The organism is Rhizobium album (assembly GCF_003122325.1).
Lineage (GTDB): Bacteria > Pseudomonadota > Alphaproteobacteria > Rhizobiales > Rhizobiaceae > Metarhizobium > Metarhizobium album.
Map to the genome: position 1 here is coordinate 269051 of NZ_QFBC01000005.1, position 25634 is coordinate 294684.

The 25634-nt window shown below is 64.2% G+C and carries 25 protein-coding genes; 5 read left to right on the forward strand and 20 right to left on the reverse strand.

Annotated features, from left to right (window positions below):
- The first annotated feature begins 16 nt into the window (after nucleotides 1–16).
- Both DEM27_RS14135 and DEM27_RS14140 read left to right on the forward strand, forming a co-directional pair.
- Nucleotides 17–796, forward strand: a complete 780-nt coding sequence (locus DEM27_RS14135; protein ID WP_109458882.1) for a DeoR/GlpR family DNA-binding transcription regulator — start codon at nucleotides 17–19, stop codon at nucleotides 794–796.
- Nucleotides 797–812: 16 nt separating this feature from the next.
- Nucleotides 813–1889, forward strand: coding sequence for a four-carbon acid sugar kinase family protein (locus DEM27_RS14140; RefSeq protein ID WP_165823427.1), 1077 nt, complete (start codon nucleotides 813–815; stop codon nucleotides 1887–1889).
- 35 nt (nucleotides 1890–1924) lie between these two features.
- Here the strand turns inward: DEM27_RS14140 and DEM27_RS14145 are convergent, their stop codons facing one another.
- The 16 genes from DEM27_RS14145 to DEM27_RS14220 form a co-directional block, all read right to left on the reverse strand.
- Nucleotides 1925–2668 carry an SDR family NAD(P)-dependent oxidoreductase gene (locus DEM27_RS14145; protein ID WP_109458884.1) on the reverse strand — a complete coding sequence of 248 codons (744 nt, stop codon included), beginning with the start codon at nucleotides 2666–2668 and terminating at the stop codon, nucleotides 1925–1927.
- Nucleotides 2665–3612: a 3-hydroxyacyl-CoA dehydrogenase gene (locus DEM27_RS14150; protein WP_109458885.1), complete on the reverse strand. Its 948-nt coding sequence runs from the start codon at nucleotides 3610–3612 to the stop codon at nucleotides 2665–2667. Before DEM27_RS14150 ends, DEM27_RS14145 begins: the two co-directional genes overlap by 4 nt.
- Nucleotides 3609–4499, reverse strand: a complete 891-nt coding sequence (locus DEM27_RS14155) for an N-acyl homoserine lactonase family protein (protein ID WP_109458886.1) — start codon at nucleotides 4497–4499, stop codon at nucleotides 3609–3611. The genes DEM27_RS14150 and DEM27_RS14155 overlap by 4 nt, the downstream gene beginning before the upstream one ends.
- Nucleotides 4500–4520: 21 nt before the next feature.
- Nucleotides 4521–5084: a hypothetical protein gene (locus tag DEM27_RS14160; protein ID WP_109458887.1), complete on the reverse strand. Its 564-nt coding sequence runs from the start codon at nucleotides 5082–5084 to the stop codon at nucleotides 4521–4523.
- Entirely contained in the window at nucleotides 5081–6130 is a 1050-nt protein-coding gene (locus DEM27_RS14165; RefSeq protein ID WP_109458888.1) for a LacI family DNA-binding transcriptional regulator, read from the reverse strand. Before DEM27_RS14165 ends, DEM27_RS14160 begins: the two co-directional genes overlap by 4 nt.
- A gap of 23 nt (nucleotides 6131–6153) precedes the next feature.
- Nucleotides 6154–7440 carry a histidinol dehydrogenase gene (gene hisD / locus DEM27_RS14170; RefSeq protein ID WP_109458889.1) on the reverse strand — a complete coding sequence of 429 codons (1287 nt, stop codon included), beginning with the start codon at nucleotides 7438–7440 and terminating at the stop codon, nucleotides 6154–6156.
- A 74-nt stretch (nucleotides 7441–7514) separates the two neighbouring features.
- Nucleotides 7515–8732 carry a sugar ABC transporter substrate-binding protein gene (locus DEM27_RS14175; protein ID WP_109458890.1) on the reverse strand — a complete coding sequence of 406 codons (1218 nt, stop codon included), beginning with the start codon at nucleotides 8730–8732 and terminating at the stop codon, nucleotides 7515–7517.
- A 184-nt stretch (nucleotides 8733–8916) separates the two neighbouring features.
- The gene (locus DEM27_RS14180) at nucleotides 8917–9948 is read right to left on the reverse strand and encodes an ABC transporter permease (protein ID WP_109458891.1); all 1032 of its coding nucleotides are present in this window, start codon (nucleotides 9946–9948) and stop codon (nucleotides 8917–8919) included.
- Nucleotides 9945–10943: an ABC transporter permease gene (locus DEM27_RS14185; RefSeq protein ID WP_109458892.1), complete on the reverse strand. Its 999-nt coding sequence runs from the start codon at nucleotides 10941–10943 to the stop codon at nucleotides 9945–9947. The genes DEM27_RS14180 and DEM27_RS14185 overlap by 4 nt, the downstream gene beginning before the upstream one ends.
- Nucleotides 10943–12517: a sugar ABC transporter ATP-binding protein gene (locus tag DEM27_RS14190; RefSeq protein ID WP_109458893.1), complete on the reverse strand. Its 1575-nt coding sequence runs from the start codon at nucleotides 12515–12517 to the stop codon at nucleotides 10943–10945. The genes DEM27_RS14185 and DEM27_RS14190 overlap by 1 nt, the downstream gene beginning before the upstream one ends.
- A 377-nt stretch (nucleotides 12518–12894) precedes the next feature.
- Entirely contained in the window at nucleotides 12895–14064 is a 1170-nt protein-coding gene (locus DEM27_RS14195) for an iron-containing alcohol dehydrogenase (RefSeq protein ID WP_109458894.1), read from the reverse strand.
- 18 nt (nucleotides 14065–14082) lie between these two features.
- Entirely contained in the window at nucleotides 14083–14916 is an 834-nt protein-coding gene (locus DEM27_RS14200; RefSeq protein ID WP_109458895.1) for an ABC transporter permease, read from the reverse strand.
- The gene (locus DEM27_RS14205; protein WP_109458896.1) at nucleotides 14916–15791 is read right to left on the reverse strand and encodes an ABC transporter permease; all 876 of its coding nucleotides are present in this window, start codon (nucleotides 15789–15791) and stop codon (nucleotides 14916–14918) included. Before DEM27_RS14205 ends, DEM27_RS14200 begins: the two co-directional genes overlap by 1 nt.
- A 2-nt stretch (nucleotides 15792–15793) precedes the next feature.
- Nucleotides 15794–16888 carry an ABC transporter ATP-binding protein gene (locus DEM27_RS14210; RefSeq protein ID WP_165823428.1) on the reverse strand — a complete coding sequence of 365 codons (1095 nt, stop codon included), beginning with the start codon at nucleotides 16886–16888 and terminating at the stop codon, nucleotides 15794–15796.
- A gap of 87 nt (nucleotides 16889–16975) precedes the next feature.
- Nucleotides 16976–18124 carry an ABC transporter substrate-binding protein gene (locus DEM27_RS14215; RefSeq protein WP_109458898.1) on the reverse strand — a complete coding sequence of 383 codons (1149 nt, stop codon included), beginning with the start codon at nucleotides 18122–18124 and terminating at the stop codon, nucleotides 16976–16978.
- Nucleotides 18125–18166: 42 nt separating this feature from the next.
- Nucleotides 18167–19510: a glutamine synthetase family protein gene (locus DEM27_RS14220; RefSeq protein WP_109458899.1), complete on the reverse strand. Its 1344-nt coding sequence runs from the start codon at nucleotides 19508–19510 to the stop codon at nucleotides 18167–18169.
- Nucleotides 19511–19634: 124 nt separating this feature from the next.
- On the opposite strand from DEM27_RS14220, the gene DEM27_RS14225 reads away from it, so the two are divergent.
- From DEM27_RS14225 to DEM27_RS14235, 3 genes are all read left to right on the forward strand, one after another.
- Entirely contained in the window at nucleotides 19635–20432 is a 798-nt protein-coding gene (locus tag DEM27_RS14225; RefSeq protein ID WP_109458900.1) for a helix-turn-helix transcriptional regulator, read from the forward strand.
- Between the two features lie 79 nt (nucleotides 20433–20511).
- Nucleotides 20512–20709, forward strand: a complete 198-nt coding sequence (locus DEM27_RS14230) for a heavy-metal-associated domain-containing protein (protein WP_109458901.1) — start codon at nucleotides 20512–20514, stop codon at nucleotides 20707–20709.
- 57 nt (nucleotides 20710–20766) lie between these two features.
- Nucleotides 20767–21129 (forward strand): YbaN family protein, encoded by a 363-nt coding sequence (locus DEM27_RS14235; RefSeq protein WP_109458902.1) that lies wholly within the window; start codon nucleotides 20767–20769, stop codon nucleotides 21127–21129.
- A 36-nt stretch (nucleotides 21130–21165) separates the two neighbouring features.
- On the opposite strand, the gene DEM27_RS14240 is transcribed toward DEM27_RS14235, so the two are convergent.
- From DEM27_RS14240 to DEM27_RS14255, 4 genes are read right to left on the reverse strand one after another with little or no spacing between them, the layout of a single operon-like run.
- Nucleotides 21166–22701 carry a GMC family oxidoreductase gene (locus DEM27_RS14240; protein WP_109458903.1) on the reverse strand — a complete coding sequence of 512 codons (1536 nt, stop codon included), beginning with the start codon at nucleotides 22699–22701 and terminating at the stop codon, nucleotides 21166–21168.
- Between the two features lie 10 nt (nucleotides 22702–22711).
- Nucleotides 22712–23755, reverse strand: a complete 1044-nt coding sequence (locus DEM27_RS14245) for a 2,5-dihydroxypyridine 5,6-dioxygenase NicX family protein (protein WP_109458904.1) — start codon at nucleotides 23753–23755, stop codon at nucleotides 22712–22714.
- A 36-nt stretch (nucleotides 23756–23791) separates the two neighbouring features.
- Complete coding sequence (locus DEM27_RS14250) at nucleotides 23792–24325, reverse strand: flavin reductase family protein (protein WP_109458905.1); 534 nt, start codon at nucleotides 24323–24325, stop codon at nucleotides 23792–23794.
- Entirely contained in the window at nucleotides 24322–25623 is a 1302-nt protein-coding gene (locus DEM27_RS14255) for an amidase (RefSeq protein ID WP_109458906.1), read from the reverse strand. The genes DEM27_RS14250 and DEM27_RS14255 overlap by 4 nt, the downstream gene beginning before the upstream one ends.
- Nucleotides 25624–25634 lie beyond the last annotated feature (11 nt).

A 25634-nucleotide genomic window follows, 5' to 3' on the forward strand; every position in this document is an offset into this window, starting at 1 on the left:
GATTTCGAGGTGAAACTTGTTCCCGGCACAACGGCGCGCGCGCATCATCGAGCTTCTCCGCGTCGAGCAATCGGCATCGCTGCGGGAGATGGCGGATAAGCTCGCCATCTCGCTGTCCACCGTGCGGCGCGATGTCGATTATCTCTGCGATACCGGGCATCTGCAGCGCACTCATGGCGGCGCCATGATCGAGGCGACGGCGATGCGCGGTTTCGAGCCGGAAAAAGACATCGCCCGCGCCATCGCCAGCGCCGAGAAGAAGGCGATCGGGGAGCGCGCCGCGGCGTTGATCCAGCCGGGGCAGACGGTGATTTTCGACAGCGGCACGACGACGGGTGCGGCGGCGCGCTCGGCGCGGGAGCGCACCATTCCGTTCACGGCGGTGACCAACGACCTGCATATCGGCACCCTGCTTTCCGACAATGCGGCGATCCAGACCACGGTGACGGGCGGCACCGTGCGGGCGGGCTCGACCACGCTGCTGGGCGTTGCCGCCATGCGCACGCTGGAGCGCCTGCATGCCGACATCGCCTTCATCGGCACCCATGCGCTAACGGCGGAGGTGCTGTCGGATACATCGACGGAACTGGCCGATATCAAGCAGACCATTTTGCGGGCTGCGGACCTCGTTGTGCTTCTCGCCGACAGCAGCAAGTTCTTCAGCCGGTCCTTCTGCAGCTTCGGATCGCTGAAGGACGTCCACCTCATCATCACCGACGACAGGCTCGACCCCGATCATGCGGCAACGATCCGCGCGCTCGGTATACCGGTCGAATGTGTCGCCGCCTCTTCGTAGTCAGGACCGATCACGCATGCCGAACCTTCGCCTCATCGCCGACGATCTGACCGGCGCACTGGACAGCGGCTGCGCCTTTGCGACGCAGCAGGAGTCTGTGCTGATCGGCCTGCCGTGGCAACCGCTGCCGGAAGGCCCGCGCATCGCCGTCAGCACGGAGACCCGCGATCTCGACGAAGCGGCGGCAGTCGCCGTCGTGGCGGACGTTTTGCAAGGCTTGGAACCCGGGAGCCACGCCCCAACGCTATGGTTCAAGAAAATCGACAGCGTCATGCGTGGCCATCCCGTGGCGGAGACGGTCGCGGCCATGCACACCGGCGGGTTCGAGCACTGCGTTTTTGCTCCCGCCTTCCCGGATATGGGCCGTGTGACGGTGGATGGCAGGCAATATCTTGCCGGGGCGGAGCGGCGACAGGTGGGGCCGGATTTCTGCGTGGATTTCGAAGCTCGTGGGTTTTCTGCCGGGCTGCTGGCTTTCGATGGAGACGGCCGCTCCATAACGGCATCCGGCGATCAAACGGTTTCGATCATCGATGCGGAGACACAGGAGACGCTGGTGAAACGCATAACCACCCTACGGCACAAGGCAAAGCAACGCACTCTATGGGTCGGGACCGGCGGGCTGGCTGCTGCGCTGTCGCGACAGCGATCCCTCCGGGCCATGCCGCCGGTCCGGGCGGTCATCGTCGGCACCACCCATCCGGTGACCCTGGATCAGATCAGCCACGCGGTGGCATCCGGCCTGGCAGTGCCGGATGATGCCGAGCCCGAAAAGGATGGAAGGCCGGCCCTGATCGCGCCGTCGCTTTCGAGCGCGGACGCCTCGGAGACGTCGGCGCGCCTGGGTGACCTGGTGCCGGAGATCAGCATCGGCAATCCGGCGGAAACGGCTTTCATCATCGTCGGCGGCGACACGCTTTCGAAGGTGCTGCAATCGGTCGGCGCAAAATTTCTGGAATGTTTTGGCGAGGTGGCGACGGGCGTGCCGATCTGCCGCATCGCTGGCGGCAGGTGGCAGGGCGTGACGCTCATCACCAAATCCGGCGGTTTCGGCAAGGAAAGCCTGCTCAGCGACCTGCTTTCGGTGAAGTGAGGGAGCGTTTCGATCCGTTCGAAACGCTCCACGCCTCATCCGAGCGGCCGTCCGCCATCGACGGGGATGACGGCGCCGGTCATGAAGGTCAGCGTTGTCGCGGCGGCGATGACGGCCTGCGCAACCTCGTCGGGATCGGCGAGCCGTTTCAGCGGCGTTCGCTCGGCCTGCTGGTTGCGCCAGGAGACGTCGAGGGACTGCACGAATTCCGTATCGACCAGTCCTGGCGCCACCGAGACGACACGCACCTGCGGTGCCAGTGCCCGGCCGAGTGATTTCGTCAGGTTGTCGACGGCGGCTTTCGAGGCGCAATAGGCGATGTTGCTGCCCATGGCCGTGTTTGCCGCAATCGAGGAGATGTTGACGACGAGGCCTTCTTTCCCCGCCCGAAGAAGCGGCATCATTGCCCGTGTCACGGCAATGACGCCGCGGACGTTCACGGAGAGGATATCGTCGATCAGCGCATCGTCCAGCGCGTCGAGATCGCCATGCGGTACGAAACGGGTGATGCCGGCGCAATTGACGAGGATATCGAGCCCGCCGAATTCCGCCTTCAGGCGTTCGGCGGCCGATGCCAATGCCGGCGTGTCCGTCACCGGCGCATGCACGGCCAGATGCCCCTCGCCCGGCAGCGAAGCGACAAGCGCTTCTGCCTTGGCGGCGGTGTTGTATCCGACCGCGACACGGGCGCCGCTTTTCGCCAGCGCCATGCAGATCGCCTTGCCGAGGCCGCCGGCGCCGCCGGTGACGAAGGCCGTCTTGCCATCCAGCCGCATCATTTCCCCTCTTCCTGTCTCTTGCGGAAGGCCGCGAGCCTGGTGAGATAGGCATCCCGCCAATCGCGCCGGCCGGCAAGGTCTTCGGCCGGCAGGGCTGCCCGCCGTTCGGCGGTGACGTCCGCGATCAGGTCCGCCGACCATGGGCGCGGCGCGGTGCGCGACTGCGCGATGCCGTGGTAGAGCGGCCCCAGCCGTTCGGCATAATCCTTGACGCCGCCGGGGGCGTTGAGGTCGATGGTTTCGAACGGTCCCATGAACGACCAGCGCAGGCCGAGCCCGTAGGACACGGTCTTGTCGATATCGGCGGCGCTGGCATACCCTTCCTCGAACAGAGCCCAGGCCTCGTTGAGCAATGCGCCCTGCAGGCGGTTGAGGATGAAACCCTCGATCTCCCGCCGCACCAGAACCGGCACCTGCCCGACGCCTGTCATGAGCGCGTCGACGGCGGCCACGGCGCCGGCATCGGTCCAGGGCGCCGGCACGATTTCGACGACCGGCACCAGATGCGGCGGATTGACGGGATGCGATACCATGAAGCGCGCCCGGTTGGCGCACTGTTCGGTGAAGGCCGAGGCCGGGATGCCGGAACTGGAGCTGCCGACGATGGTTTTCGGCCCCATCACCTTGTCGATCGCCAGCGACACCTCGGTCTTGACGTCGACACGTTCGAACACCGATTCCTGCACGTAGTCGGCCTGGCTAACCGCTGCCTCCAACTGGTCGACGACGCTGATGCGGTCGAGCACCGCGGCAGGATCGTCGACGAGGCCGGCGGCCTGCAGGTCCTTGAGGCCGGTCTCGATATGGCCCTTGACCTTGGTCCGGATCGCCTCGTTCGGATCGAAGATCGTCACGTCGAGGCCGGCGCGAGCAAAAACGATGGACCATCCGGAGCCGACGAGGCCGGCTCCGACGATGCCGATGCTACGGATATCCCCGCTCATGCCGAAACCTTGGAGGGTTCGCCGTCCGCGAGGCAGATTTCGGTGATCCGCAGGCCTTCCGCGGTGATCCGCGACGGGAATGTATCCCGCAGGCGCTCCTCATGGATCGGGATGACGCGATGGGCGTCATGGCCGGCCTGCTTCATCATCTCTTCGGTTGCCAGCACCAGGTTGGTCTGGCTGCCGACGGCAAGGCCGACCGGCACGTAGATATCGTCGAGATCGACGGCGGACCCCGGTCCCTTGATGTTTTCGAAGACATAGACGAGGTCGCCGGCGAGCACCCAGGGATCGGCCGATTCCGTCTTGCCGTCATTGCGAACCGTCACCCACATCGAGCCGTAGGTGTGGCTGTCGAAGGCGGCATGCAGGTCGATGCCGGGCAGCACGTCGGTGAGCGAGCCGTCCACCGTCACCAGCCGGCGGTCGCGGGCAAGATCGACGCCGCGGACGATATCGCCCGGATCGACGGCGACCATCATCCAGCGCATGCGGTCCGGCAGCGACATGGCCCAGACCCATTTGGCGATTTCGCGCTCCTGGATGTAGAATTTCGCCTTGGGGAAATCCTCGACATTGCCGAAATGGTCGAAATGCGCGTGGGTGATGAACACCGTGTCGACATCCTCCGGCGCCACGCCGATTTCGGACAGCACCACCTTGGGGCTGCGCCAGTTCTCGACGCCGAACTTGTCGCCCAGGTGTTTTCCGTAGGCCTTGTCGTTGTAGCCGACATCGACCATGGCAATGTGGTCCTTGCCCTTGATGACGACGTAGCAATAGGGAAGCTTCACGTAGCCCTGGTTATGTGCGCCGTAGAGCACGCCGCTCTTGTGGTATTTGGCCACGAAACTGTATTCGCAGACCCAGATCGAATAATCGCTCATTTCTCCTCCCTTGGATAAAAATCAGTGCTGCGGCCCGCAGCTGCAACAGGCATGGCTAAAATCGACCATGGCAAGACCGGCCTTCTCGCTCGCCGTGGTCTGCAGGGCGCGGTAGGCCTCCTTGATCCGGTCTCCGGCCTGGTCGAGCGCCTCTTCGGTGCGGTCCGGCCGGCCGAGTTTTTCGATATGCGCCAACACCTCGCCGCAGCAGATCGTCGCTGCCTCCAGCCGGCGGCGGTGTTCGGCAAGCGGCGGTGGCGCGATCAGAGCCGAAAGGGCGGCGACACATTTCTGCCAGCGCTGCCGTGCCGCTTCCATTTCCGGCAGGTCGAGCAGCTCGCGGCGGCGCGTCAGCCGCGCCAGGATCAGGAACCCGGCAAGCTGGCCGACGATGCGGCGCAGGTCCTCGAAAACGACGCGGGCGGCTAAGGCATAAGATCCGGCGGCATCGCTTTCGAAGTCGCGGGCAAGCGTGCCCTGGTCGATCGCCGGTGTCGCGGCAAACGAGCCAGCCGAAGCCAGCAATTCGCAATCCGGCCGGTGCACGGTCACCAATCGGTCGAAAAGGGCACGGGCTTCGCTCATTCCGTCTCCTCCATACGCCAGCGTGTCGTGTTGCGTTCGATGACGCCGCTTGGAACGATGCGGCGCACCACCGGCTTTTCCTCCGGATTGGCGGCCAGCGCCCGGGCGAATTCCACCGTCGTCGCCAGCATCTCGTCCACCGGCTGGCGGATGGTGGTGAGGCTGTGCGAGGGCCAGTGGGCCATGGAAATATCGTCGAAGCCGATCACCGAAAGATGTTTGGGCACATCCAGCCCCAGCTTCTCGCGTACGCCTTCGATGAAGCCGATCGCCAGGATGTCGTTGGCGCAGAACACGCCGTCCGGGCGGAACGGCAGCGCGGCGAAGGCGTCGGCTGCGGCATAACCGGCGTCGTAGCTGAAGCGGCCGGCCTCGATGACCACCGGTTCCGCCAGGCCCCGCTCCTTCGCCCGGTCGACAAAACCTTCCTTGCGCTCGACATTGGTCGAGGCGTCGGGAAAGGCCGAGACATAAGCAAGCGCGCGGTGGTTGCGGTCGATGAGGAAATCGGCGGCGCGACGCCCGCCTTCGCGGTTGTCGCAGCTGACGCCGAAACATTCCGGATCGAGCGACAGGCGGTTGAAGAAGATGCAGGGGCTGCCCGCCACCCGACATTCCCGCATCGCTTCCGACGACAGCGAGGCTGCCAGGATGATCACCAGGTCCGGCTGGTAGGACAGGAGCAGCCTCACCGCATCGTCGACCTTGGCGGAATCGCTTGCCGCCACCAGCATGACATTCATGCCGATCGCCTGCAGGTCCTCCGTCAGCCGTGTCATCACCTCCGGATAGAAGGGGTTGTTGATGTCGGAGACCACCATGCCGACGATCTGCGTCTTCTTGGTGATCAGGCTCTGCGCGAAGGGGTTCGGCTTGTAGCCGATCTCCTGGGCGCGGGCGAGCACGGCCTCGCGGGTGGTGGGAGCGATGACGGCATCGGCATAGAAGGCCCGGGAGACGGTGGAAACCGACATCCCGAGATCCCGCGCCAGATCCTTGACGGTCACGCGCGGCTTACTTTGACGATTCAGGGTCTTGGCCTTCATGCGCTCCTCGCTGGTTTTCCCGATCAGGCCGAGTTGGAGCCGCCGTACCGACGAACACGGATGTTCGCCTGTTCGGCATGGCCGGCAAAACCTTCGAGCTGGCACAGACGTGAGCAATATTCGCCCACGAGCGCGCTGGCCTCGTCAGTGACAACCCGCTGATAGGTGCATGTCTTGATGAATTTTCCCACCCACAGGCCACCCGTATAGCGGGCCGCCTTCTTCGTGGGCAAGGTGTGATTTGTGCCGATCACCTTGTCGCCGTAAGCGACGTTGGTGCGCGGCCCGAGGAACAGCGCGCCGTAGTTGCTCATGTTGTCGAGGAAATAGTCGGGATCGGCGGTCATCACCTGCACATGCTCGTAGGCGAGGTCGTTGGCGACCGCCAGCATTTCCTCGTCGCTGTCGCAGACGATCACCTGGCCGTAATCCGCCCACGACTTGCGGGCGATGTCGGCGGTGGAGAGGATGTCGAGCTGGCGTTCGACTTCCGCCATCGTGTCATGGGCGAGCTTTTCGGAGGTGGTGAGCAACACCGCCGGGCTGGTCGGCCCGTGCTCGGCCTGGCCGAGCAGATCGGTCGCGCAGATCTCGCCGTCCACGGTCTCGTCGGCGATGACGAGCGTTTCCGTCGGCCCGGCGAAGAGGTCGATGCCGACGCGGCCGTAGAGCTGGCGCTTGGCTTCCGCCACGAAGGCGTTGCCGGGGCCGACGATCATGTCGACCGCCTCGATGCTTTCGGTGCCGAGCGCCATGGCGCCGACCGCCTGGACACCGCCCAGCACGTAGATCTCGTCGGCGCCGCCGAGATGCATGGCGGCGACGATGGCCGGATGCGGCTCGCCGTTGAACGGCGGCGCGCAGGCGATCACCCGCTTGACGCCGGCGACCTTGGCGGTGACGACGCTCATATGCGCCGAGGCGACCATCGGATATTTGCCGCCGGGCACGTAGCAGCCCACGGCGTTGACCGGGATGTTCTTGTGACCGAGGAAAACGCCGGGCAGCGTTTCGACCTCGAGGTCGAGGATGCAGGCGCGCTGCTTTTCCGCAAAATTGCGGACCTGGGCCTGGGCGAAACGGATGTCGTCGAGATCGCGCGGGGAAACCTTGGCGATCGCCGCTTCGATCTCGGCTTCCGTCAGCCGGAAGGCCTTCGGCGTGTATTTGTCGAATTTGGCCGATAGTTCCCGAACGGCCGCATCGCCGCGTGTGCCGATATCGGCCAGAATACCTTCCACCGTCGTCTTCACCGCGGCATCATTGGCGGCGATTGCGTCGGCATCCTGACCCTTCTTCAAAAATCTCATGTCTGCGTACCTTTTCGACCTTTCGGGGAGGGACAGCGCACGGCGCGCTGCCCCGATTTTTCGTGTGATGCAGCTTACGGCTGGACGGTCGGTTCGATCTTCGTCAGGTGATAGAGATCGGCCGGCGGCTCGCAGCCCTGGCAATTGATGTCCGGCTCGTTCGGAGCCTGCTTGACCTCTGCCGGCAGGGCCTGGATCGTCGCGCCTTCGACGGGCGTGCCGTTCAGGGCGGACTGGATGGAGAGTTCCGGCAAAAGCACCGGATCGAGCACTTCCGTCACGAAGGAGGAAGGCACGACGCCATCGGCAAAGGCGTTGCAACCGTCTTCGAATTTCTCGCCCTTGCAGATCTTGACCTTGTCGGCCGGGACCCACGGCAGCGGATATTCGATGTTGGTGGCGGCCAGTTCACGCTTCTTGGTGAGGATTTCCATCATCAGCTTGAAGGCGTAACCCGACTGAGCCGGCGGCGAGCCGGCGGAAACGCCGCGCAGGCCCTTTTCCTGCATCGCCGGATCGGCTAGCGCCAGACGGAAGCCGTTGGAGTTTTCACCGGTCATCGGCACCAGCTTGCCGCCCTTGTCGAGCAGCGCCTGGATTGCGCCGTATTCGCCGGCCTGCGCCCAGATGCCGTCGACATCAGGATGGGCGACGAGCGCCTTGGCCGTTTCCTGCTGCGTCGTGCGGTCGTCCCAGTAGGAATAATATTCGGCAGCGATCTCGATGCCGGGATATTTCTTGAAGATGCTCAGCGCGCCGTCCGTATGACGCTTGTCGACCGAGTTGCCGGGAACGCCGCGCGACAGGAAGATCTTGCCCTTGCCGCCGAGTTCGTTGACCAGCGCCTGGGCGGAGTTTTCGCCGAAGCCCGACGTGATGTAGCTGACATTGTAGGCGCAGGGCTGCGTCACGGTGGCGTCGTACATGAAGAACAGCACGCCGGCTTCGCAACCGCGCTTGATGGTGCGGTTCAGCGCCGTCGAAGAAATCGGGAAGCTGACGATACCGTCGGCGCCGGCTTCGATCATGCTTTCATAGGCCGAGATCTGCGCCTGCGGATCGGTGCCCGATATCACTTCGGTGAGTTCCACCATATCGTTGTAGGGCGGTGTGGCCGCCAGCGCCTTGACGATGTTGGCGGCTTCCGACTGCCAGGAATTGCCGCTGTAGCTCAAGCTCAGGTAGATCTTGAACTTCTTGCCGTCCTGGGCATGCGCCGGCTGGCTGACCATGCCCGATCCGAAGGTCGCCGCCATCATGGCCGTGGCGAGCATAAACATTGAACGCTTCATCAGTCTCCTCCTTTAAAAGCCTCTGCGGACTTACAGTGAGAACGTTCCCACTATTCTTCAAAAAAATGCCTGTGCTTCCCCCAGGGTCATTTCGCTTTTCCAGGAAACGCTAAAATGCCCCTGTCCTTTTGTTTTCACGCAATTCCGAAGGCAAAACCGCTCCCGCGCTTTTGCCGGAATTGTTTTACCCGCCCGACCTTGGTTTGCCGGACAGTCCTCGAAGCCGCTCGAACAGTTCCTCGCGCAGCAGGAGGAGAGCGACCAGAATGATTCCGCCTTCGATGATGGTACGCAGCCCCTGCTCCAGACCGATGGCGGCGATGACGGTGCCGACGGTGGTGAGCAGGATCGCGCCCCCGACCGTGCCGGCGAAGTTGCCGTTGCCGCCGAGGATGGAGGAGCCGCCGATGACGACGGCCGCTATCGACGGCAGCATGTAGTTGTCGCCCATGCGCAGCGTCGCGCCGTTGGCATACCCCACCAGCATCATGCCGACGAAGCCGGCGCAGACGGCGCTGATGACGTAGGGCAGCACGGAGACCAGGGTGATCGGCACGCCGGCGATCCGTGCGGCATCCCTGTTGGTGCCGAGCGCATAGAGGTAGCGGCCGAAGACGGTGCGGCTCTGCACGATCCAGCCGACGACGGCGAAGATCACCAGGAAATAGACGGGTGCGGGGATGCCGAGCCACGAGCCCTTCATCAACAGCAGCAGCACGTCCGGCGAGGCGCCGCGCGGCGTGCCGTTGGTGAGGCCGAGGGCGGCCGACGAGACGATGATCGACGTCGCCATGGTCATGATGAAGGGCGGTACCTTCAGCCATACGATGCCGATCGCCGAGGCCAGCCCGACGCCGCCGCAGATCGCCAGCACGAAGGGCAGCATGTACCAGGCGCCCGGCCCGTTGCCGATCCAGGTGGTGGTCAAGACGCCGCCGAGGGTGATCACCGCCGGCAACGACAGGTCGAGGCCGCCGGTGAGGATCACCAGCCCCTGCCCGAAGGACAGGACGACGAGGAAGGAGGCGAGCGTCAGCACCGTCAGCACCTGCTGCCAGGAGCCCAGCGACGGGCTGACCAGCCGCGATGCGAGGATCAGCACGACGCACAGGACGAAGACGGCGATGGCGCTGACCGTGTGCCGGTCGATGCGGCGTGCCTTGCGTGTATCCTGCTCTGCTTGGAATTTGCTCATCACGTCTACCTGCGATGTCATGCGGTCGTCCTCCGGCCTGTCAGGCGGGCGAAGGCGCTGCCGAAGACGATGGCCAGCACCAGGACGACGCCCTGGAAAATACCGGTGTAGAAAGAGGATACACCGCCGGAAAACAGCACTTTCTGCAAAAGCATCAGCGTCGCCGCGCCGAGGATCGAGCCGATCAACCCGCCGCGACCGCCGGAAAGCGAGGTGCCGCCAAGCGCCACGGCCGCAAAGGCCAGCATCAGGAACGGCGTGCCGGAGTTCGGATTGCCGGTCGCGGTCTGGGCACTGAGCATGAAGCCTGCGAGCCCGTAGATCATGCCGGCGCCGACAAAGGCGGCGAAACGCACCTTGATGACCGAGATACCCGAAAGCGAGGCGGCCTGCTCGTCGGCGCCGACGGCATAGAGGCCGAGGCCAAGATTGGTGCGCTTGAAGACAAGCCAGGCGAGGACGACGGCGAGCACGAACAGGCCGGAGATCGGCAGCACGCCGAACAGGCGGTCGGTGAGTTCGTAGCTCACCCAGTCGGCCACCATGCCGCCCGGCGCATCGAGGATCACCAGCGCCAGCCCCTGGCAGACGATCATCGTCGCCAGCGTCGCGGCAATCGCCTGCAGCCGCAGGATCGCCACCAGCCAGCCGTTGACCGCACCGACGATGCCGCCGACAGCCAGACATATCGCCAGCGAGACCAGCGCGCCGAAAGGCCCTTCCTGAGGATAGACCGCCATCAACACGTTGGTCAGCGAGATGACGCCGGCCACCGACAGGTCGAAGCCGCGCGACAGCACCACCAGCGTCTCGCCGGCGGCGGCGATTGCCAGCGGCACGGAATTGTTGACGAGGTTGGTGAAGGTGCTGGACGACAGGGCGCTCGGCTGCAGGCTCGCATAAATGGCGTAGAGCAGCACGTAGAGGACGAAGACGATACCGGCGCCGCTGGTCAGCAGCTTCATCGGCTGGGCGCGTCGCATACGGTGCGGGGTGGAATGGGTGAGACTGGCCATCAATGCACTCCTGCGCTTGCCCGGCGCTCTGCGCCGCCATGGCCGATCAGGGCTGCCACCAGTGCCTGTTCGTCGATGTCCTCGCCGGTGAATTCGCTGAAGATGCGGCCGCCGTAGAGCACCATGCAGCGATGGGCGAGCTGGACGATCTCCGGCAGTTCGGAAGAGTAGAACAGCACCGAGCCGCCCTGTTCGGCAAAATTGCTGATCGCCGCATAGATCGATTGTTTCGTGCCGACATCGACGCCGCGGGTCGGGTCGAAGAGCAGCAAGGTCTGGGCGCCGGTCGCCATGACGCGGGCGAGCAGCGCCTTCTGCTGGTTGCCGCCCGACAGGTCTCCGATGGGGAAGGAGAGATAACGCTGGCTCATCTCGACGCGCTGGGCATGTTCTTCGCTCGCCGCCCGCTCGTTGCGGCCGGAGACGAGCCCCGCCTTGCTCACCGAGGGCAGGATCGGCAACACGATGTTGCTGGCCGCCGAGAGGCCGGAAAGGATGCCTTCCGTCTTGCGCTCCTCCGGCAGGTAGGCGATGCCGCCGCCGACGCGCAGAGCATGGCTCGGGCCGCGCAGCGCCTGCGCCACGCCATCGACGGAAATCGTGCCGGAGGCCGGCTGGCGCAACCCCGCCAGCGTGCGGAACAATTCACGCTGTCCCTGCCCTTCGAGCGCGGCGATGCCGAGGATTTCGCCCTTGCGCAGCTCGAAGGAGACATCCTTCAGCGTATCGCCGGCCATGCCGGAGACGGACAGGACGACGGGTGCGTTCAATGTCGCTGCCGTGCTGGTTGCGGCGCGGCGGGCCGCATGGCCGCGGCGGCCGACCATCATCTCGAAGATGTCGCCATCGGTGGCGGCGGAAAGCTCCACCGTGGCGATGGAGCGGCCGTTGCGCAGCACGGTCGCCCGGCTGCACAATGCCCGCACCTCGCTCAGCCGGTGGGAGATATAGAGTACGGCCATGCCCTTCGCCGTGGCGGCGCGAACATGGTCGAAAAGCCATTGGGTATCGGCAAGTGCTGCCGTCGGCTCGTCGAGCACCAGCACATGGCGGGCATTGACGAAGGCGCGGACGATTTCGACGCGCTGGCGATCGGCGAGCGGCAGGCTTTCCAGCGCAGCACCCGGATCGATATGGTCGAGGCCGTAACGCGCCAGGATCTCGGCGCCGGCCTGCCAGGTGCCGGCCGCCGACGTCATGCCGGCAACGCCTTTCGGCAGCCTGGGCAGAAGCAGGTTTTCGGCAACGGACAGATTAGGCAGCAGGCTGAGTTCCTGGAAGGCGGTCGCCACGCCTTCGGCGCGGGCTGCGGAAATGGAGGTCGGCGCATAGGGCCGGCCCTTGAGCACCATGCCGCCGGCATCGGGACGCACGACGCCGCTCAGAATTTTCACCAGGGTAGATTTGCCGGCGCCGTTTTCGCCAAGCAGCGCATGCACTTCGCCGGCCATCAGCGTCATCGCCGCTTTCTCGACGGCGACGGTTGCGCCATACGCCTTGCGGATCGCTTCAATGGACAGGGCCACCTCCCCCGCGCCAACAGGCACGGCAGGCCCGGAAACCGGCTCTTGCATGCATTCCTCCCATGATCCTCAGAGCGCTGGTAACGTTCTCTGAGAACGTTCTCATTCGTAGATCAACGTATTTTCCGTGTCAACGGGGTAATTGCATGCGCAGAGGATTCGGATGGGTTAACGTCGCTGCCGGGGATGACCGGAAAAGCTGCAAAGCTCCAACGTCCGTCATCTCAGGCCGTGAACTGGTGATCTTATAACCTATTGATATAGTTTAATTTATCGTCTCGCGACCGAGGATGACGTAGCGGACGCTGCAAAATACTCAACAAAAATGGGCGCAACAATCTTGCGCCCACTCAATTGCAGGGATGAAACTCATGTGTGCGGGTATTGATGTTGCGGTCCCAGCCCGCATTGGCCCGCTTTGAGCGGCTTTACGCCCCGGACGCCGCCGAAAGAATGCTCTTCAAGCCGGCCTCGTCGAGCGCCACCGGATTGCCGCCGGCGCAAGGATCGACGACGCCCATGGTTGCCACCTTGTCGGCGTCGATATCCGTCAGGCCCATGCCGGAAAGCTTTTCGGGGATCGACAGATCGCGGCGCAGGTCGAGGATCCAGTCGACGACGCCCTCCGCGTCATGGCGCGGCAGGTCGAGGAAGCGGGCCAGCAAGGCGAGCTTGTCGGCAATCGCCGGCGTGTTGAATTCGACGACATAGGGCATCAGCACGGCGTTCAGCAGGCCGTGATGGGCGTCGTAGAGCGCGCCGAGCGGATGGGCGAGCGCATGGATGGCGCCCAGGCCTTTCTGCAAGGCGACGCAGCCCATGCCGGAGGCGATCAGCATCTGGCCGCGGGCTTCAAGATTGTTGCCTTCGTGCACGGCGCGCGGCAGCCATGTCTTGATCAGGCGCAGCGCGTTGAGGGCGATGCCTTCCGCCATCGGATGGAAGGACGGCGCGCTGAAGGCTTCGAGCGCGTGCGACAGGGCATCCATGCCGGTCGCGGCGGTGATGTGGGCCGGCAGGCCGACGGTCAGTTCCGGGTCCATGACCACGATGTTTGGCATCATCTTCGGATGGAAGACGATGACCTTGCGCTTTTCCGCATCGTGGGTGATCACCGAGGAGCGACCCAGTTCGGACCCGGTGCCGGCGGTAGTCGGAATGGCGATGACAGGCACATGGCGGTCGGTGTTGGCGCGCGTCCAGTTGTCGCCGATATCTTCCAGATCCCACATCGGGATCGTCTGGCGGGCCATGAAGGCGACGGCCTTGGCCGCATCCAGCGCGCTGCCGCCGCCGATGGCGACGACGAGGTCATGATCGCCGCTGACGAAGGCGTCCACTCCGTCGGCGACATTGGCGCCGGTCGGGTTGGGCTTGACGTTGGAAAACAGGCCGGCCGGCAGTCCGCCGGCCTTCAGCACTTCGAGCGTCCGCTGAACCGGGAACAGGTCCTTCAGGCCGGCATCGGTGATGACGAGCGGGCGGCTGGCGCCGAGTTCGCGCACCATCTCGGCAAGGCCCGAGATGCGGCCGTTGCCGAAACGGACGGCGGTCGGAAAGCTCCAGTTGCTGGTGGTGGCAAGCGTATCGATGGGCATGGGTAAACTCTTGATCTGTCAGGAAGACGGAAGGGATGCCGACTGGCGTTTCAGCGCACGGCGGCGGAAAACCTCGGCGGTGACGACAAGCAGCAGTGCGGGAATGAGATTGAGCGTCGCCAGTGCCGGATAGATCGGCGATGATCCGACGGCGATGCCGCTATAGACGAAGATCGGCAGCGTCCGCGCCGTGCCCGCCAGCGAATAGGAGACGTAGAAATTGCCCCAGGAGAGCAGGAAGGCAAAGATGGCGGCGGAAAAGATCCCCGGCCACAGCAGCGGAAAGGTGATTTCGCGAAACACCTGCCAGCCTGTCGCGCCGGCATCGCGGGCGGCATCCTCCAGCGTATCGTCGAAGCCGTAGACCTGGACCGCGACGATGACGAGGGCGAACGGCGTGATGTAGACGACGTGCCCGATGACCACGGTGACAAGCCCGGTCGAAAAGCCGAGCCAGTTGCCGAGCACGGAGAACCACAACAGCATGACGACGCCGAGCAGCAGTTGGGGAAACAGAAGCGGTGCGAACGTCACGGCCCGGAAGACCGATTGTAGACGGAAACGATAGCGGATCCAGGCGACGGCGCCGGCCGTGCCGAAGGCCGTGGCGAACACCATCGATATCGCCGCCACCACCGCGGAGTTCAACACTGCGGGGAAGAAATCCGGGCGGCTGACCAGTTCGCCATACCATTGCAGCGAAAACCCTTCGATCGGCAGGGTCAGGACCCGGCTCGACGTAAAGGAAAAGGCCACCAGCGTGATGATCGGCGCGTAGAAGAACAGCAGCAATACCAAGACGCTGCCGATGAGCAACGTATCGAGAAGGATATTCTTGAAGCGCGGCGACATCAGGCGGCACTCCGCTGGTTCGGCCTGCGGCGCAAGGTCAGCGCCGCGGAGACGGCGAGCGTCAGCGCACCGATGGCGATGAGCACGAGGGTCAGCGCCGCCCCGAGCGGCCAGTTGACACGTGTTTCAAAACTCTGGCGGATCAGTTCCGACGCCAAGGGCGAGGTGCCGCCGCCGAGAACGCGGGGTTCGAGGAAGGCGCCGAGGCTGAGCACGAAGACCAGCACCGCGCCGGAATAAAGGCCCGGACGCGATAGCGGCAAGGTGACCTCGAAAAAGGTCCGCAGCCGCGAAGCGCCGGCATCATAGGCGGCCAGCACCAGGTCGCGGTCGATGCGCACGAGCGACAGATAGATGGTGAACATCGGATAGGTGACGAGATTGTAGACCATGCCGATCATCGTGCCGGCCGGGCTGAACAGCAGGTTGAGCATTTCCGGCGGGAAGCCGATATGCATCAGCAGCCAGTTCGCCACGCCGTTCTTGTCGAGGATGAGGATCCAGCCGAAGGTCTTGAGCACGGCATCGGTAAGAAAGGCGAAGATGATGAGGATCTGGATCTGCGTCTTGTAGGACTTGAGCCGCGTCGCCATTGCGTAGGCGGCGGGATAGGCGATCAGCACGCAGAGAAGCACGCAGACCACCGCCATGCCGACCGTGCGCAGCATGATCGTCCAGTAATGCGGCTTGGAGAAGACCTCCGTCCAGATCTTCAGGTTCCAGGTCCAGGACAGGCGGTAATATTGCGTTGTCTGGAAGGTCAGCACCGCCGTCATCAACAGCGGGATGAGGAAGAAAACCACCATGACGATCGCCAGCGGCGCGACCATGGCGATCAGGACAGGATCTTTCCAGGATTTCTGCTCGATCTGCATGCTCACTCCGACAGAAGAAAGGCGTGAGCGGGCTGGAAACCGACCCGGACGCTTTCACCGACGCGGGCCGGCAGCACGATGGAGCCGGGCAGGTCCATGACGACGGCGGCGGGCAGGCCGGCAACGCGGATGCGATACTGCGTCGAGGCGCCCTTGATGAAATATTCCTCGACTTCGCCGTCCAGCACCCATTCGCCGGGAGACGCGTCGCCCTTGACGAACCGCGTGCTTTCCGGCCGCACCAGAAGCGCGGTGCCGGCGGCGGACAGGGCCGGCGAGACGTGCTCGGCCGGGATTTCGGCGGAGGCGCCCGGTATCAAGGGCGAGGTGACGGTCGCGCCGGCGGCGGTTTTCGTGGCGGTAACCGGCAAAAAGTTCGTCTCGCCGATGAAGCCGGCGACGAACATGTTGGCCGGACGGTAATAGATGTCGGCGGGCGTGCCGATCTGCACGACATGGCCGCTGCGCATGACGCAGATGCGGTCGGCAAGCATCATGGCTTCTTCCAGGTCATGGGTGACGAGGACGAAGCTGGTGCCGATCTCGCGGTGCAGCTTCTTCAGCTCCGCCTGCAGCGATTTCTTCAGCTTGGCATCCAGCGCGCTCATCGGCTCGTCGAGCAGCAGGACGCCGGGCTGGGAAACGAGCGCCCGCGCCAGCGCCACGCGCTGCTGCTCGCCGCCGGAGAGCTGCGCCGGGTAGCGGGTGAGATATTCCGGCTTGAGATGCATCAGGTCGAGCATGGCGCGGACGCGGCTGTCCGATTCCGGTTTCGCGACCTTCTGCAGTTTCAGCGGGAAACCGATGTTTTCGGCGACGGTCTTGTGCGGGAACAGCGCCAGCTTCTGGAAGACGATCCGTGTCGGCCGGTTGGCGGCGGGAACGCCGCGCATGTCCTTGCCCTGGATTTCGAGGCGGCCACCGGTCGGCTCCTCGAAACCCGCGAGGATCTTGAGCAGTGTCGTCTTGCCGCAGCCGGACGGTCCCACCAGCGCCAGAAATTCGCCTGCTCCGACTTCCAGGGAAACGCCGTGCAGTGCGCGCGCCGACCCGTAGTCCTTCACAATGTCGGCGGCATCGATAATGGGGCCTACCAAGCTCAGCTTCCTCGATCTCTGAATAAAGAAATGGAACAGGACGGGCCGGCCCGGGGGCAGCCCGTCGCAACAGCATTTCACACCCGGTCAGCGGGCTGCAAGTTCTTCCTGCCAGATCGCCAGCATATCGTCGATATTCGGCGCGACGGTGTGGAACTGGCTGTTGTCCCAGGCCGTCCACATGTAGTCCATCTGCAGGGCCTTCTTCTCCTCTTCGGAGAACAGGGCTTCCGCCTTGCTGTTCGGCACGAGGTTGCAGGTGGCTTCGGTGATGGCAAGCTGCTTTGCGACTTCCGGAGAGACGATATACTTCAGGAAGTCGGCGGCGATCTGCGAATTCTTGCCGTTGTCGATGAGGCCGGTGGCCTCCATCCAGATGATGCCCTGCTTCAGGCCGTTCTTCGGCTCGGGGACGATCGACTGGATGTAGTCGTGGCCCTTCATGCGCAGGGCGGAGGTGGCATAGGTGCCGCCGCCGATCAGCGCGCGGAACGAACCGTCGATCAGGCCCTTCTGGGCGACGGCAAGGTCGGCGACGATGGCGCGGGTGTTCTTGAAGGCGGCGCGCAGCACCTTGCGGACTTCTTCCAGCGCCGCCTCATCGAGTTCTTCGTAGGGGTTGATGCCGGCATAGAGGGCCAGCGGCATGATCGGCCAGTCACCCCAATCGAGCAGGCAAATCTTGTCCTTGTAGGCGCTGTCGAAGACGGGCGCATAGCTGGACCAGGTCTCCAGCTTGTCGAACTTGGTGTTGACGGTCGGGCCGACCCAGCCCCAGCGCGTCGGCAGGCCGGTCGCCTTGCCTTCGAAGGCAAGCGGCGCGAAGGGGGCGCGAAACTGCGGATAGAATTCCGCAAACTGCCCGGCGAAATCCGCCTCGTCGATGAAGCGGCAGAAGCCGGCCGGACCCATGCGCTGGATCCACGGGCTGTCGGACGAAACGAGGTCGAAATCGCGCGATGCGCCGGCCGCCAGCTTGGCGAAACCGCCGGCGGAATCGGTGATCAAGTCGATGGAGATCGACGCGTCCTTCTGCTTCTGGAAGGGCTCCAGAATGCTGGGGGCGTTGTAGCCTTCCCAGCACATGTAGTTGAGGCTTTCGGCCGCCCTGGCATCTCGCGACGCCAGGAAGTTGCCGGCGACCGCGGCAAGGCCCAGACCGCCCATGCCCTTGAGGACCGAGCGGCGGCCGATGCTGCCGAATGTGTTGCCGATATCTGCTGTTCCCTTTTTCATTTTTTCCTTCCTCTCTTCTCACTATCGATCGACTGGAAATGCTCAGACGACACCGAGGTAGCGCCTGATCTCCCACTCGCTGACCTGCCTTTGGTATTCGGCATGTTCCACGGCGCGGCTTTCCGCGAAGCTTTCGACGAAATCATCCCCGAATGTTTCGCGGGCGAATGTGCTCGCCCGCAGGCGGGCGGATGCTTCGTGAAGATCGCGCGGGAAAACCGCCTGCGGTGCCGGCGTGCCGGCGTAAAAATCCTCGCCGCTGCTCGGCGGCGGCTCGATGCCCTCGCGGATGCCGGCAAGGCCGGAGCCGAGCAGCATGGCCAGCGCCAGATAGGGGTTGGTGTCGGCAGAGGGCACGCGAAACTCGATGCGGGTCGCCTCGGGCGTATCGTTGATGACGCGAATGGCAGCCGTGCGGTTCTGCACGCCCCAGTTCGCCGCGGTCGGCGCCCAGGCGCCCGGCACCAGCCGCTTGTAGGCGTTGACTGTCGAGGAGCACATCGCCAGCAGTTCCGGCATGTATTTCAGGAGGCCGCCGACGAAGTGGCGGGCGGTCGCGCTCAATCCGTCCGGCGCGGAAGGATCGGCGAAAACGGCATTGCCGGCCTTGTCGCGCAGCGAAAGATGCAGGTGCCCCGATTGACCGGACAGTTTTGGCGAAAGCTTCGACATGAAGCTCACCGTCTTGTTGTTGCGGGCAAAATAGGCGCGGGCGAAATTCTTGAACAGCATCGCGTCGTCGGCCGACTTGATGCCTTCAGCATGCACCAGCGGCGCTTCGAAGCAGCCGGGGCCGAGCTCGGTGTGGATGGCATCGAGCCTGACGTCCATGGCCGCCATGGTCGCATCGAGGCCCTGCAGCAGGTCGCCGTAGAGCGCCGAGGTCTGCAGCGAATAGGTGCGGTTTCCCTGGGCGAAATGCGTCAGGTCGCGATATTGCTTCGCACGCATGCTTTCCGCCGTTTCGTCGAAGACGAAGAACTCGAATTCGAAGGCGGAATGGACGTCGAAGCCGAGGTCTGCGGCCCGCTCAAGCTGGGAGATGCAGACATTGCGCGGCGACCGGCGGCCGAACTCGCCACTGAAATCGGCCAGGCACAGTGCGGTATTTTCGGCGAAGGGATAGCGGCGGACGCTGTCGGCAAAAATCGTTGCCGAACGATCCACGAAGGAGCCGTCGCGATAGGTTCTCTCGGCGATATCCCAGAAATACAGGACCTCGCAGAAGGGATAACCGCCCTTGGCCAGCTTGACGGCTTTTTCCGCCGAGACGAGCTTGTCGCGGAATTCGCCTTCCGGATCGACCATGCCGATATGCACGGTGCGGGCACCGATTTCCTGAAGCTTTGTTTCGAAGGTTGTGGACGGATCGCTTGATTTCGGCATGGCTCTCATCTCAGTATCGGATTAAAGCCTAGGCGGGCCGCCGAGACATGGAAATATCCCGATGGGGATAGAAGCACATGCGGCTGGCAGATAAAGCGTTGGGGAAGTGGCGGAAGGACAATCATTGGACAGGGGATTTGCCGCGTGGAACAGCGCGGTCGCAGCCACCGTGGAGACCATCGGAACCCATGATTTTCCGCGGCGCCTGGAAGCGGCGCTGAAATCGATCATCGATTTCGATATCCTGATGGTCTTCGGTTATGACGGGCCGGTCAAGCCGGTCTGCTGCTATCACAACATCGACGAGCACCGCGCCCGCACCGTGGTAGATGCCTATATCTCCGGTCCCTATCTCCTGGATCCCTTCTACGGTGCGGCCATGGACAAGAAGATCGGCGGCATGCGGCGGCTCAAGGATATGGCGCCCGACCATTTCTACAGTTCGGAATATTACAAGCAGCATTATGTCCGCACCGGCATCCGCGACGAAATCGGTTTCGTCTGCCGTCCGGCAAACTGGGCGGCCGTGGTGGTGAGTTTTACCCGCCCGACGACGGCGCCCGCCTTCGGCCGGCGCGAGCTTGCCTTGGTGCGCGACGCGGAACCGCTCCTGCGGGTGCTCGGCGAGCGGCACTGGCGCCGGGACGATCCGGCCTCGGGCGCTCCCCAACGCCTGTCATCGCCGCAAAATCCGATCAACGAAACGCTGAGCCGCATGACCGACGGTATCCTGACGCCGCGGGAAATCGAGATCACTTCGCTGATCCTACGGGGGCATTCGAACGCGTCGATCTCCGAAAAGCTGAAGATCACCGCGGGCACGGTGAAGATCCACCGCAAGAACATTCACCAGAAGCTGGACATCTCCAGCCAGGCCGAACTGTTCGGCATGTTCATCCAGCAGCTTTCCTCCTCGAAGTAGCGCGGCAGAGAAAATTCCGGTTGACCTTCCAGTTACCGGAAGGTGCATACCGGCACTATCGAAATCTCAGGAGCACATCATGCTGAAATTTTCCGTCCCCGACATGTCCTGCGGCCATTGCGTCGGCGCGATCACCAAGGCCGTCAAGGAAATCGATGCGACCGCCAAGGTGGATGCCGATCTCGACCGGCAGACCGTCTCCATCGAAACGCTTGCGGGCGCCGACAAAATCGCTAAGGCTCTCGACGACGCCGGTTATCCGGCAACGATTCAATAAGCCTGCCAAAGCGTCCGTCGCGGCGGTCGTGCCAAGGGAAACACCCGGACCGCCGTCATGCGTTTGCTTTATCTCTGTCTTGGCTGGATCATGGTCGGCGTCGGCATCGTCGGCGCCTTCCTGCCGGTGCTGCCCACCACACCCTTCCTGTTGCTTGCCGCCTGGCTTTTTGCCCGATCTTCGCCGCGCCTCGAAGAGTGGCTGCTGTCTCATCGCATCTTCGGCCCGCCGCTTCGGGATTGGCGGGAGCGCGGCGCGATCAACCGGAAGGCAAAGATCACGGCCTGTCTCCTGATGGCGGCAAGTTATGCCGTCTTCTGGTTCGTCCGCCAGCCGGGGCCGCTGGCGGCGATCCTGCTGGCCGCCGTCATGCTCTGCAGCGCGACATTCATCCTCACCCGGCCGGACGGCCGCCGATAGGTTGCGGCGTCTGGCGGACGTGAACCGCCGCTCCGATCAGCGCCGGCCGGCCGCAAAGGTTTCGGCAATCGCCAGCACGGCGGCATGCACCGGCCCGGAGGTGATCGTCGGGATCACCGAGGCATCGACGATCGACAGGTTGTCCAGCCCGTTGAAACGCAGGTCGGCATCGACGATGGCGTCGGCATCCTTGCCCATCCGGCAGGTGCCGACCGGGTGGTGATGGGTGATGACCGCCCTGGCGATGAAATCGTCGATCTCGGCCGTGGTTCGGACACCTGGTCCCGGCAGCAGTTCCTCGGCTTTCCATGCTGTCAAGGCTTGTGCGCTGCCGATCTCGCGGGCGACGTCGAGTGCCCGGCGGAAGGTCGTCCGGTCGTGATCCGTCTGCAGGTAGGCGGGATCGATCACCGGCTTGTCGTGAAGATCCGGGCCGCCGATCGAAAGATAACCCCGGCTCGACGGATGGGTGACGCCGAACAGGAAGGTGTAGGCGAAACCGGGTGCGACGGCAGCAAAACTCTCCGAAACCGAAGGTCCGGTGACGCAGCCGAGCACGATATCGGGCACACCCTTCGCCTCGGTGATGTCGGCGGCATTCAGGTACATCAGCGACTCGGAATGCTGCAGCTTCGTCGGCGGCACGGCCTGGCTGGACCGGTAGACGTTGCCGGCGCCGAGCAGGTGGTCGTGCAGGTTTTGGCCGATTGCCGGCCGCGACAGGCGGCATTCGACGCCGGCCCGGCGCAGGACGTCGGGATCGCCGAGGCCGGAGCGCATCAGAAGCAGGGGTGTCGCCACCGATCCCGTGGAGAGGATGATCTCGTCGCCGGTGATCGTTTCGTCCCGCCCGTCGCGCGTGACGGCAAGGCCGGTCACCCGGTTGCCGTCGATCACCAGCCGATGCACCGAGACGCCGGTGAGGATGGTGAGATTGGGCCGCGCCCGCACATCATCGGTCAGATAGGCATCGGCGACGCTGACGCGTTTGCCGTCGCGGATGGTCAGCGAGTTCGGGGATGTGCCGTTCAGGTTGCGGCCGTTGTGATCCGGCAGGGTCGGCACGCCGCGTTCATGCCCGGCGGCGATATAGGCACGGACGACGGGATTGACCTCTTCGTCCGGCAGCCAGACCGGCAGCGGCCCGTCGCCGCCGTGCAGTTCGGATGCGCCGCCGGAAAACCGCTCGCTGCGCAAAAAGCCCGGCAGCAGCCCGTCATAGGACCAGCGGTCGGAACCGGTTGCCTCGGCCCAGACGGCAAAATCGTCGGGATGGCCGCGGACATGCGCCATGGCGTGCAGGCAGCTCGATCCGCCCAGCACCCTGCCGCGCGGCCAGGGATGGATGCGGTTCGCCGTGCCGGGCTGCGGCACGGTCTCGTAGGCCCAGTCGTAGTCGCGGCCCTGGATGAAGGGCCACATGGCGGGTTTGGCGATGTCGGGATCGGTCGGCGCGACGCCGGCCTCGATCAGCGCCACCTGCCGGTCGTCGTTTTCGGACAGCCGCGCGGCGAGCACCGAGCCCGCCGAACCGCCGCCGACCACGACCACGTCGAAATGTTGTGCGGTCATCTCGGCTGCCTCACCGCTGCTCGGCCGGAACCACCTTGCCGTCCTTGGTCATCGCCTCGCCGTCGAGCGAGAGCGAGCAGTTGCGTAGCGGAATATCGAGATGGCAGGGCACGTCGCGCGTGCCACCGGCCTCGGTGTTCGGACCGGTGGAGAACAGGAAGTTGCCGGCAAACGAGCGGGCATCCATGCCGAGCTGGGCTTCCGGGTTGGTGAGGCCGAGCACGGTCCAGTGGGCACGGGTATGCAGGCCCCAGCCGACATGCGCCATGGCATAGGCTTCCGGATCATCGAAGGAATCCATGAAGCGGCGCAGGAACTCGGCGTCGAAACCGCCGTCGATCTTGGTGACGTAGCCGTTCTCGACGGTAAAAGTCACCGGGCTGCGGGCATACATCTTCATCGGCAGCAGGATATCGCCTTCCTCGATGACGATGGTGCCGTTGGCGGTCTTTTCGGTCGGCCAGGTGGCGACGAAGCAGCTCGGCCAGTGGTCCCAGCGGCCCGGCTCGTCGGCAAGGCCGTATTGCGTCAGCACCGGATACTGGCCGAGGTCGCATTCGAAATCCGTGCCGGCCTTGGAGGTGACGGTCATCTTCTTGGCCACGCCGAGCTTCTTGGCGCCGGCGAGAACGCGGGCCTTGTCCTCTGGCTTCGGCAGCATGCGCAGCATGATTTCCGGAGGCTCGACGGCGAGCAGCATGCGGGCGCCGGTCTTGAGGATTTCTTCCTGCTCCTTGGAGAACAACAGCTGCAGCGTGTCTATGACGAAGTCGCTGGCCTTGAGGCAGGCGAGTGCCGCCTTGTTGTGCTCCAGCGCGGTCTTGCCGATGTAACCGGACTTGTCGCGCGAGATCGCCTTTTCGCCGTTCATCGGCGCCAGGTTGAGGTTGGTGACGACGGCGCCCATGTCGGCTGCGGCAAGGCGCGCCATGCCGGCGATCTGCTGGTTGGAATCGTCCGAGGTCAGAATGGTCAGCTGTTCGCCGGCCTTGAGATTGCACATGGCGAGAACTTCTTTCCACGCCATCATCAATGCTGCATCGCTAATCGCCATCGTTTTGTTCCCTTATGATTTAATTGGTTTGTCGTTTCAGGCGTCGTCCTGGCCCGGCAGTGAAAAGAAATTGCGGTTGAAGTGCAGCAACGGACGCTTGGCGGGATTGAGCCGCACCTTCTTCACCGTGCCGAAAAACACCGAATGGCTCTCCGTCTGCGTCACCTCCGAAACGACGCAGTCGATGTTGACCAGCGCGCTGTCGAGCGCCGGAGACCCGGTCGCCAGTTCCAGCCAGTCGGCATCGAGGAACTTGTCCTGGCCCACCGCGCCGCCATGGCCGGCAAAACGCTTGGCGATCTCTTCGTCGGTCTCGGCGAGGATATTGACGCAGAAGGCGCCGGTCGAGGTGATCGCCGCATGCGCTTCGCCCAGACGATTGACGCAGACCAGCATGCTCGGCGGCGTCATCGACAGGCTGCAGACGGCGGTTGCCGTCAGGCCGCGGCGGGCCTCCTTCTGGCCGGCGGTGATGATGGTGACGCTGGCGGCCAAAAGCCGCATCGCCGCCTTGAAATCGTCGACGAGATCATGAGCGGCGAGGTCTGGTGAAGTCTGCGCCGCGTTCATGCCTTGCCCCTTTTCTGGCTCCAGTGATCCTCGACAGCCGCGGCAACCGCCAGCGTCCGCCGGTCGTCGTAGCGCCGCCCCACCACCTGCACGCCGACGGGAAGCCCTTTCGGCCCGATGATCGCCGGCACGTTCAGGCACGGGCCATGCAGCACGGTCCAGGCACGATTGAACAGCGGATCGCCGGTCGGCATGCCTTCGGGCGCCTCGCCCGGGGCGGATGGCGTGATCAAGGCATCGAAACCCTCGATCAAAGCTTCGAAGCGGTTGCGGATCTCGGGAAGGCGGCGGCGCGCATCCATGTATTCGTCGATCGTCGTCAGGGATTTGTCGTGCATCATCTGCCGGGTGGCGACGCCGAGCTGCGGCGAGAGATGTTTGCGCTCATAGGCCAGCGACTGGGTCACTTCCCAGCCCATGATGGCGTCCTGCAGGTTGAAGATCTCGTCGAACCAGTCCGGTACGGGGATTTCCTTGACGGTCGCACCGGCGTTCGACAGAAGCTCGGCCGTCGCTTCCACGGCCTGTTGCGACGACGCTTCCGCCTGGTCCCAGCGCGATGTCCGGAAAACGCCGACGGTTGGTTTGCTCATCGCCTCTTCGACGACGAAGCCCGGGTTGTCGGCAATGGCGGCCGTGCACCAGGCCGCATCCCGCACATCGCGGGTGATGATGCCGAGGGTATCGAGATTGTCGCACAGCACTTTCACGGCGGTGCGGTTCAGCAGGCCGAAGGTCGGCTTGAAGCCGACGACGCCACAGAAGGAGGCGGGGCGGACGACCGATCCGGATGTCTGGGTTCCGAAGGCAAGCCGGGCATGCCCGGCGGCAACCGCGGCGCAGGAGCCGCTGGACGAGCCGCCGGGCGTGTGGGCGGTATTGTGCGGGTTGCGCGTCTTGTTCGGGTTCATCATCGCGAACTCGGTCGAGACGGTCTTGCCGAGCACGACGCCGCCAGCGCTGCGGGCGATGGTCACGCAAGGCGCATCCCAGGCCGGACGGAAGCCATCATAGACCCGCGACCCATAACCGGTCGGCATGTCGGCCGTATCGATGACGTCCTTGACGCCGACGGGCACACCGGCGAGCGTTCCCCTGGTCGCCGCCTTGTCGATGCCGCGGGCATGGACCAGCGCATTGTCGCGCGCCAGATGTTGCCATGCCATGATCGGCCCGTCCGTGGCCTCGATGTGATCGAAGAAGGCCGTCGTGACATCGACGGCGGAGAGGTCGCCATTGCCGACCTTTCGGGCGATGTCGCGGGCGGAAAGTTCGAGAATTTGCGATGTCGCGGCCATGATCCGCCTCC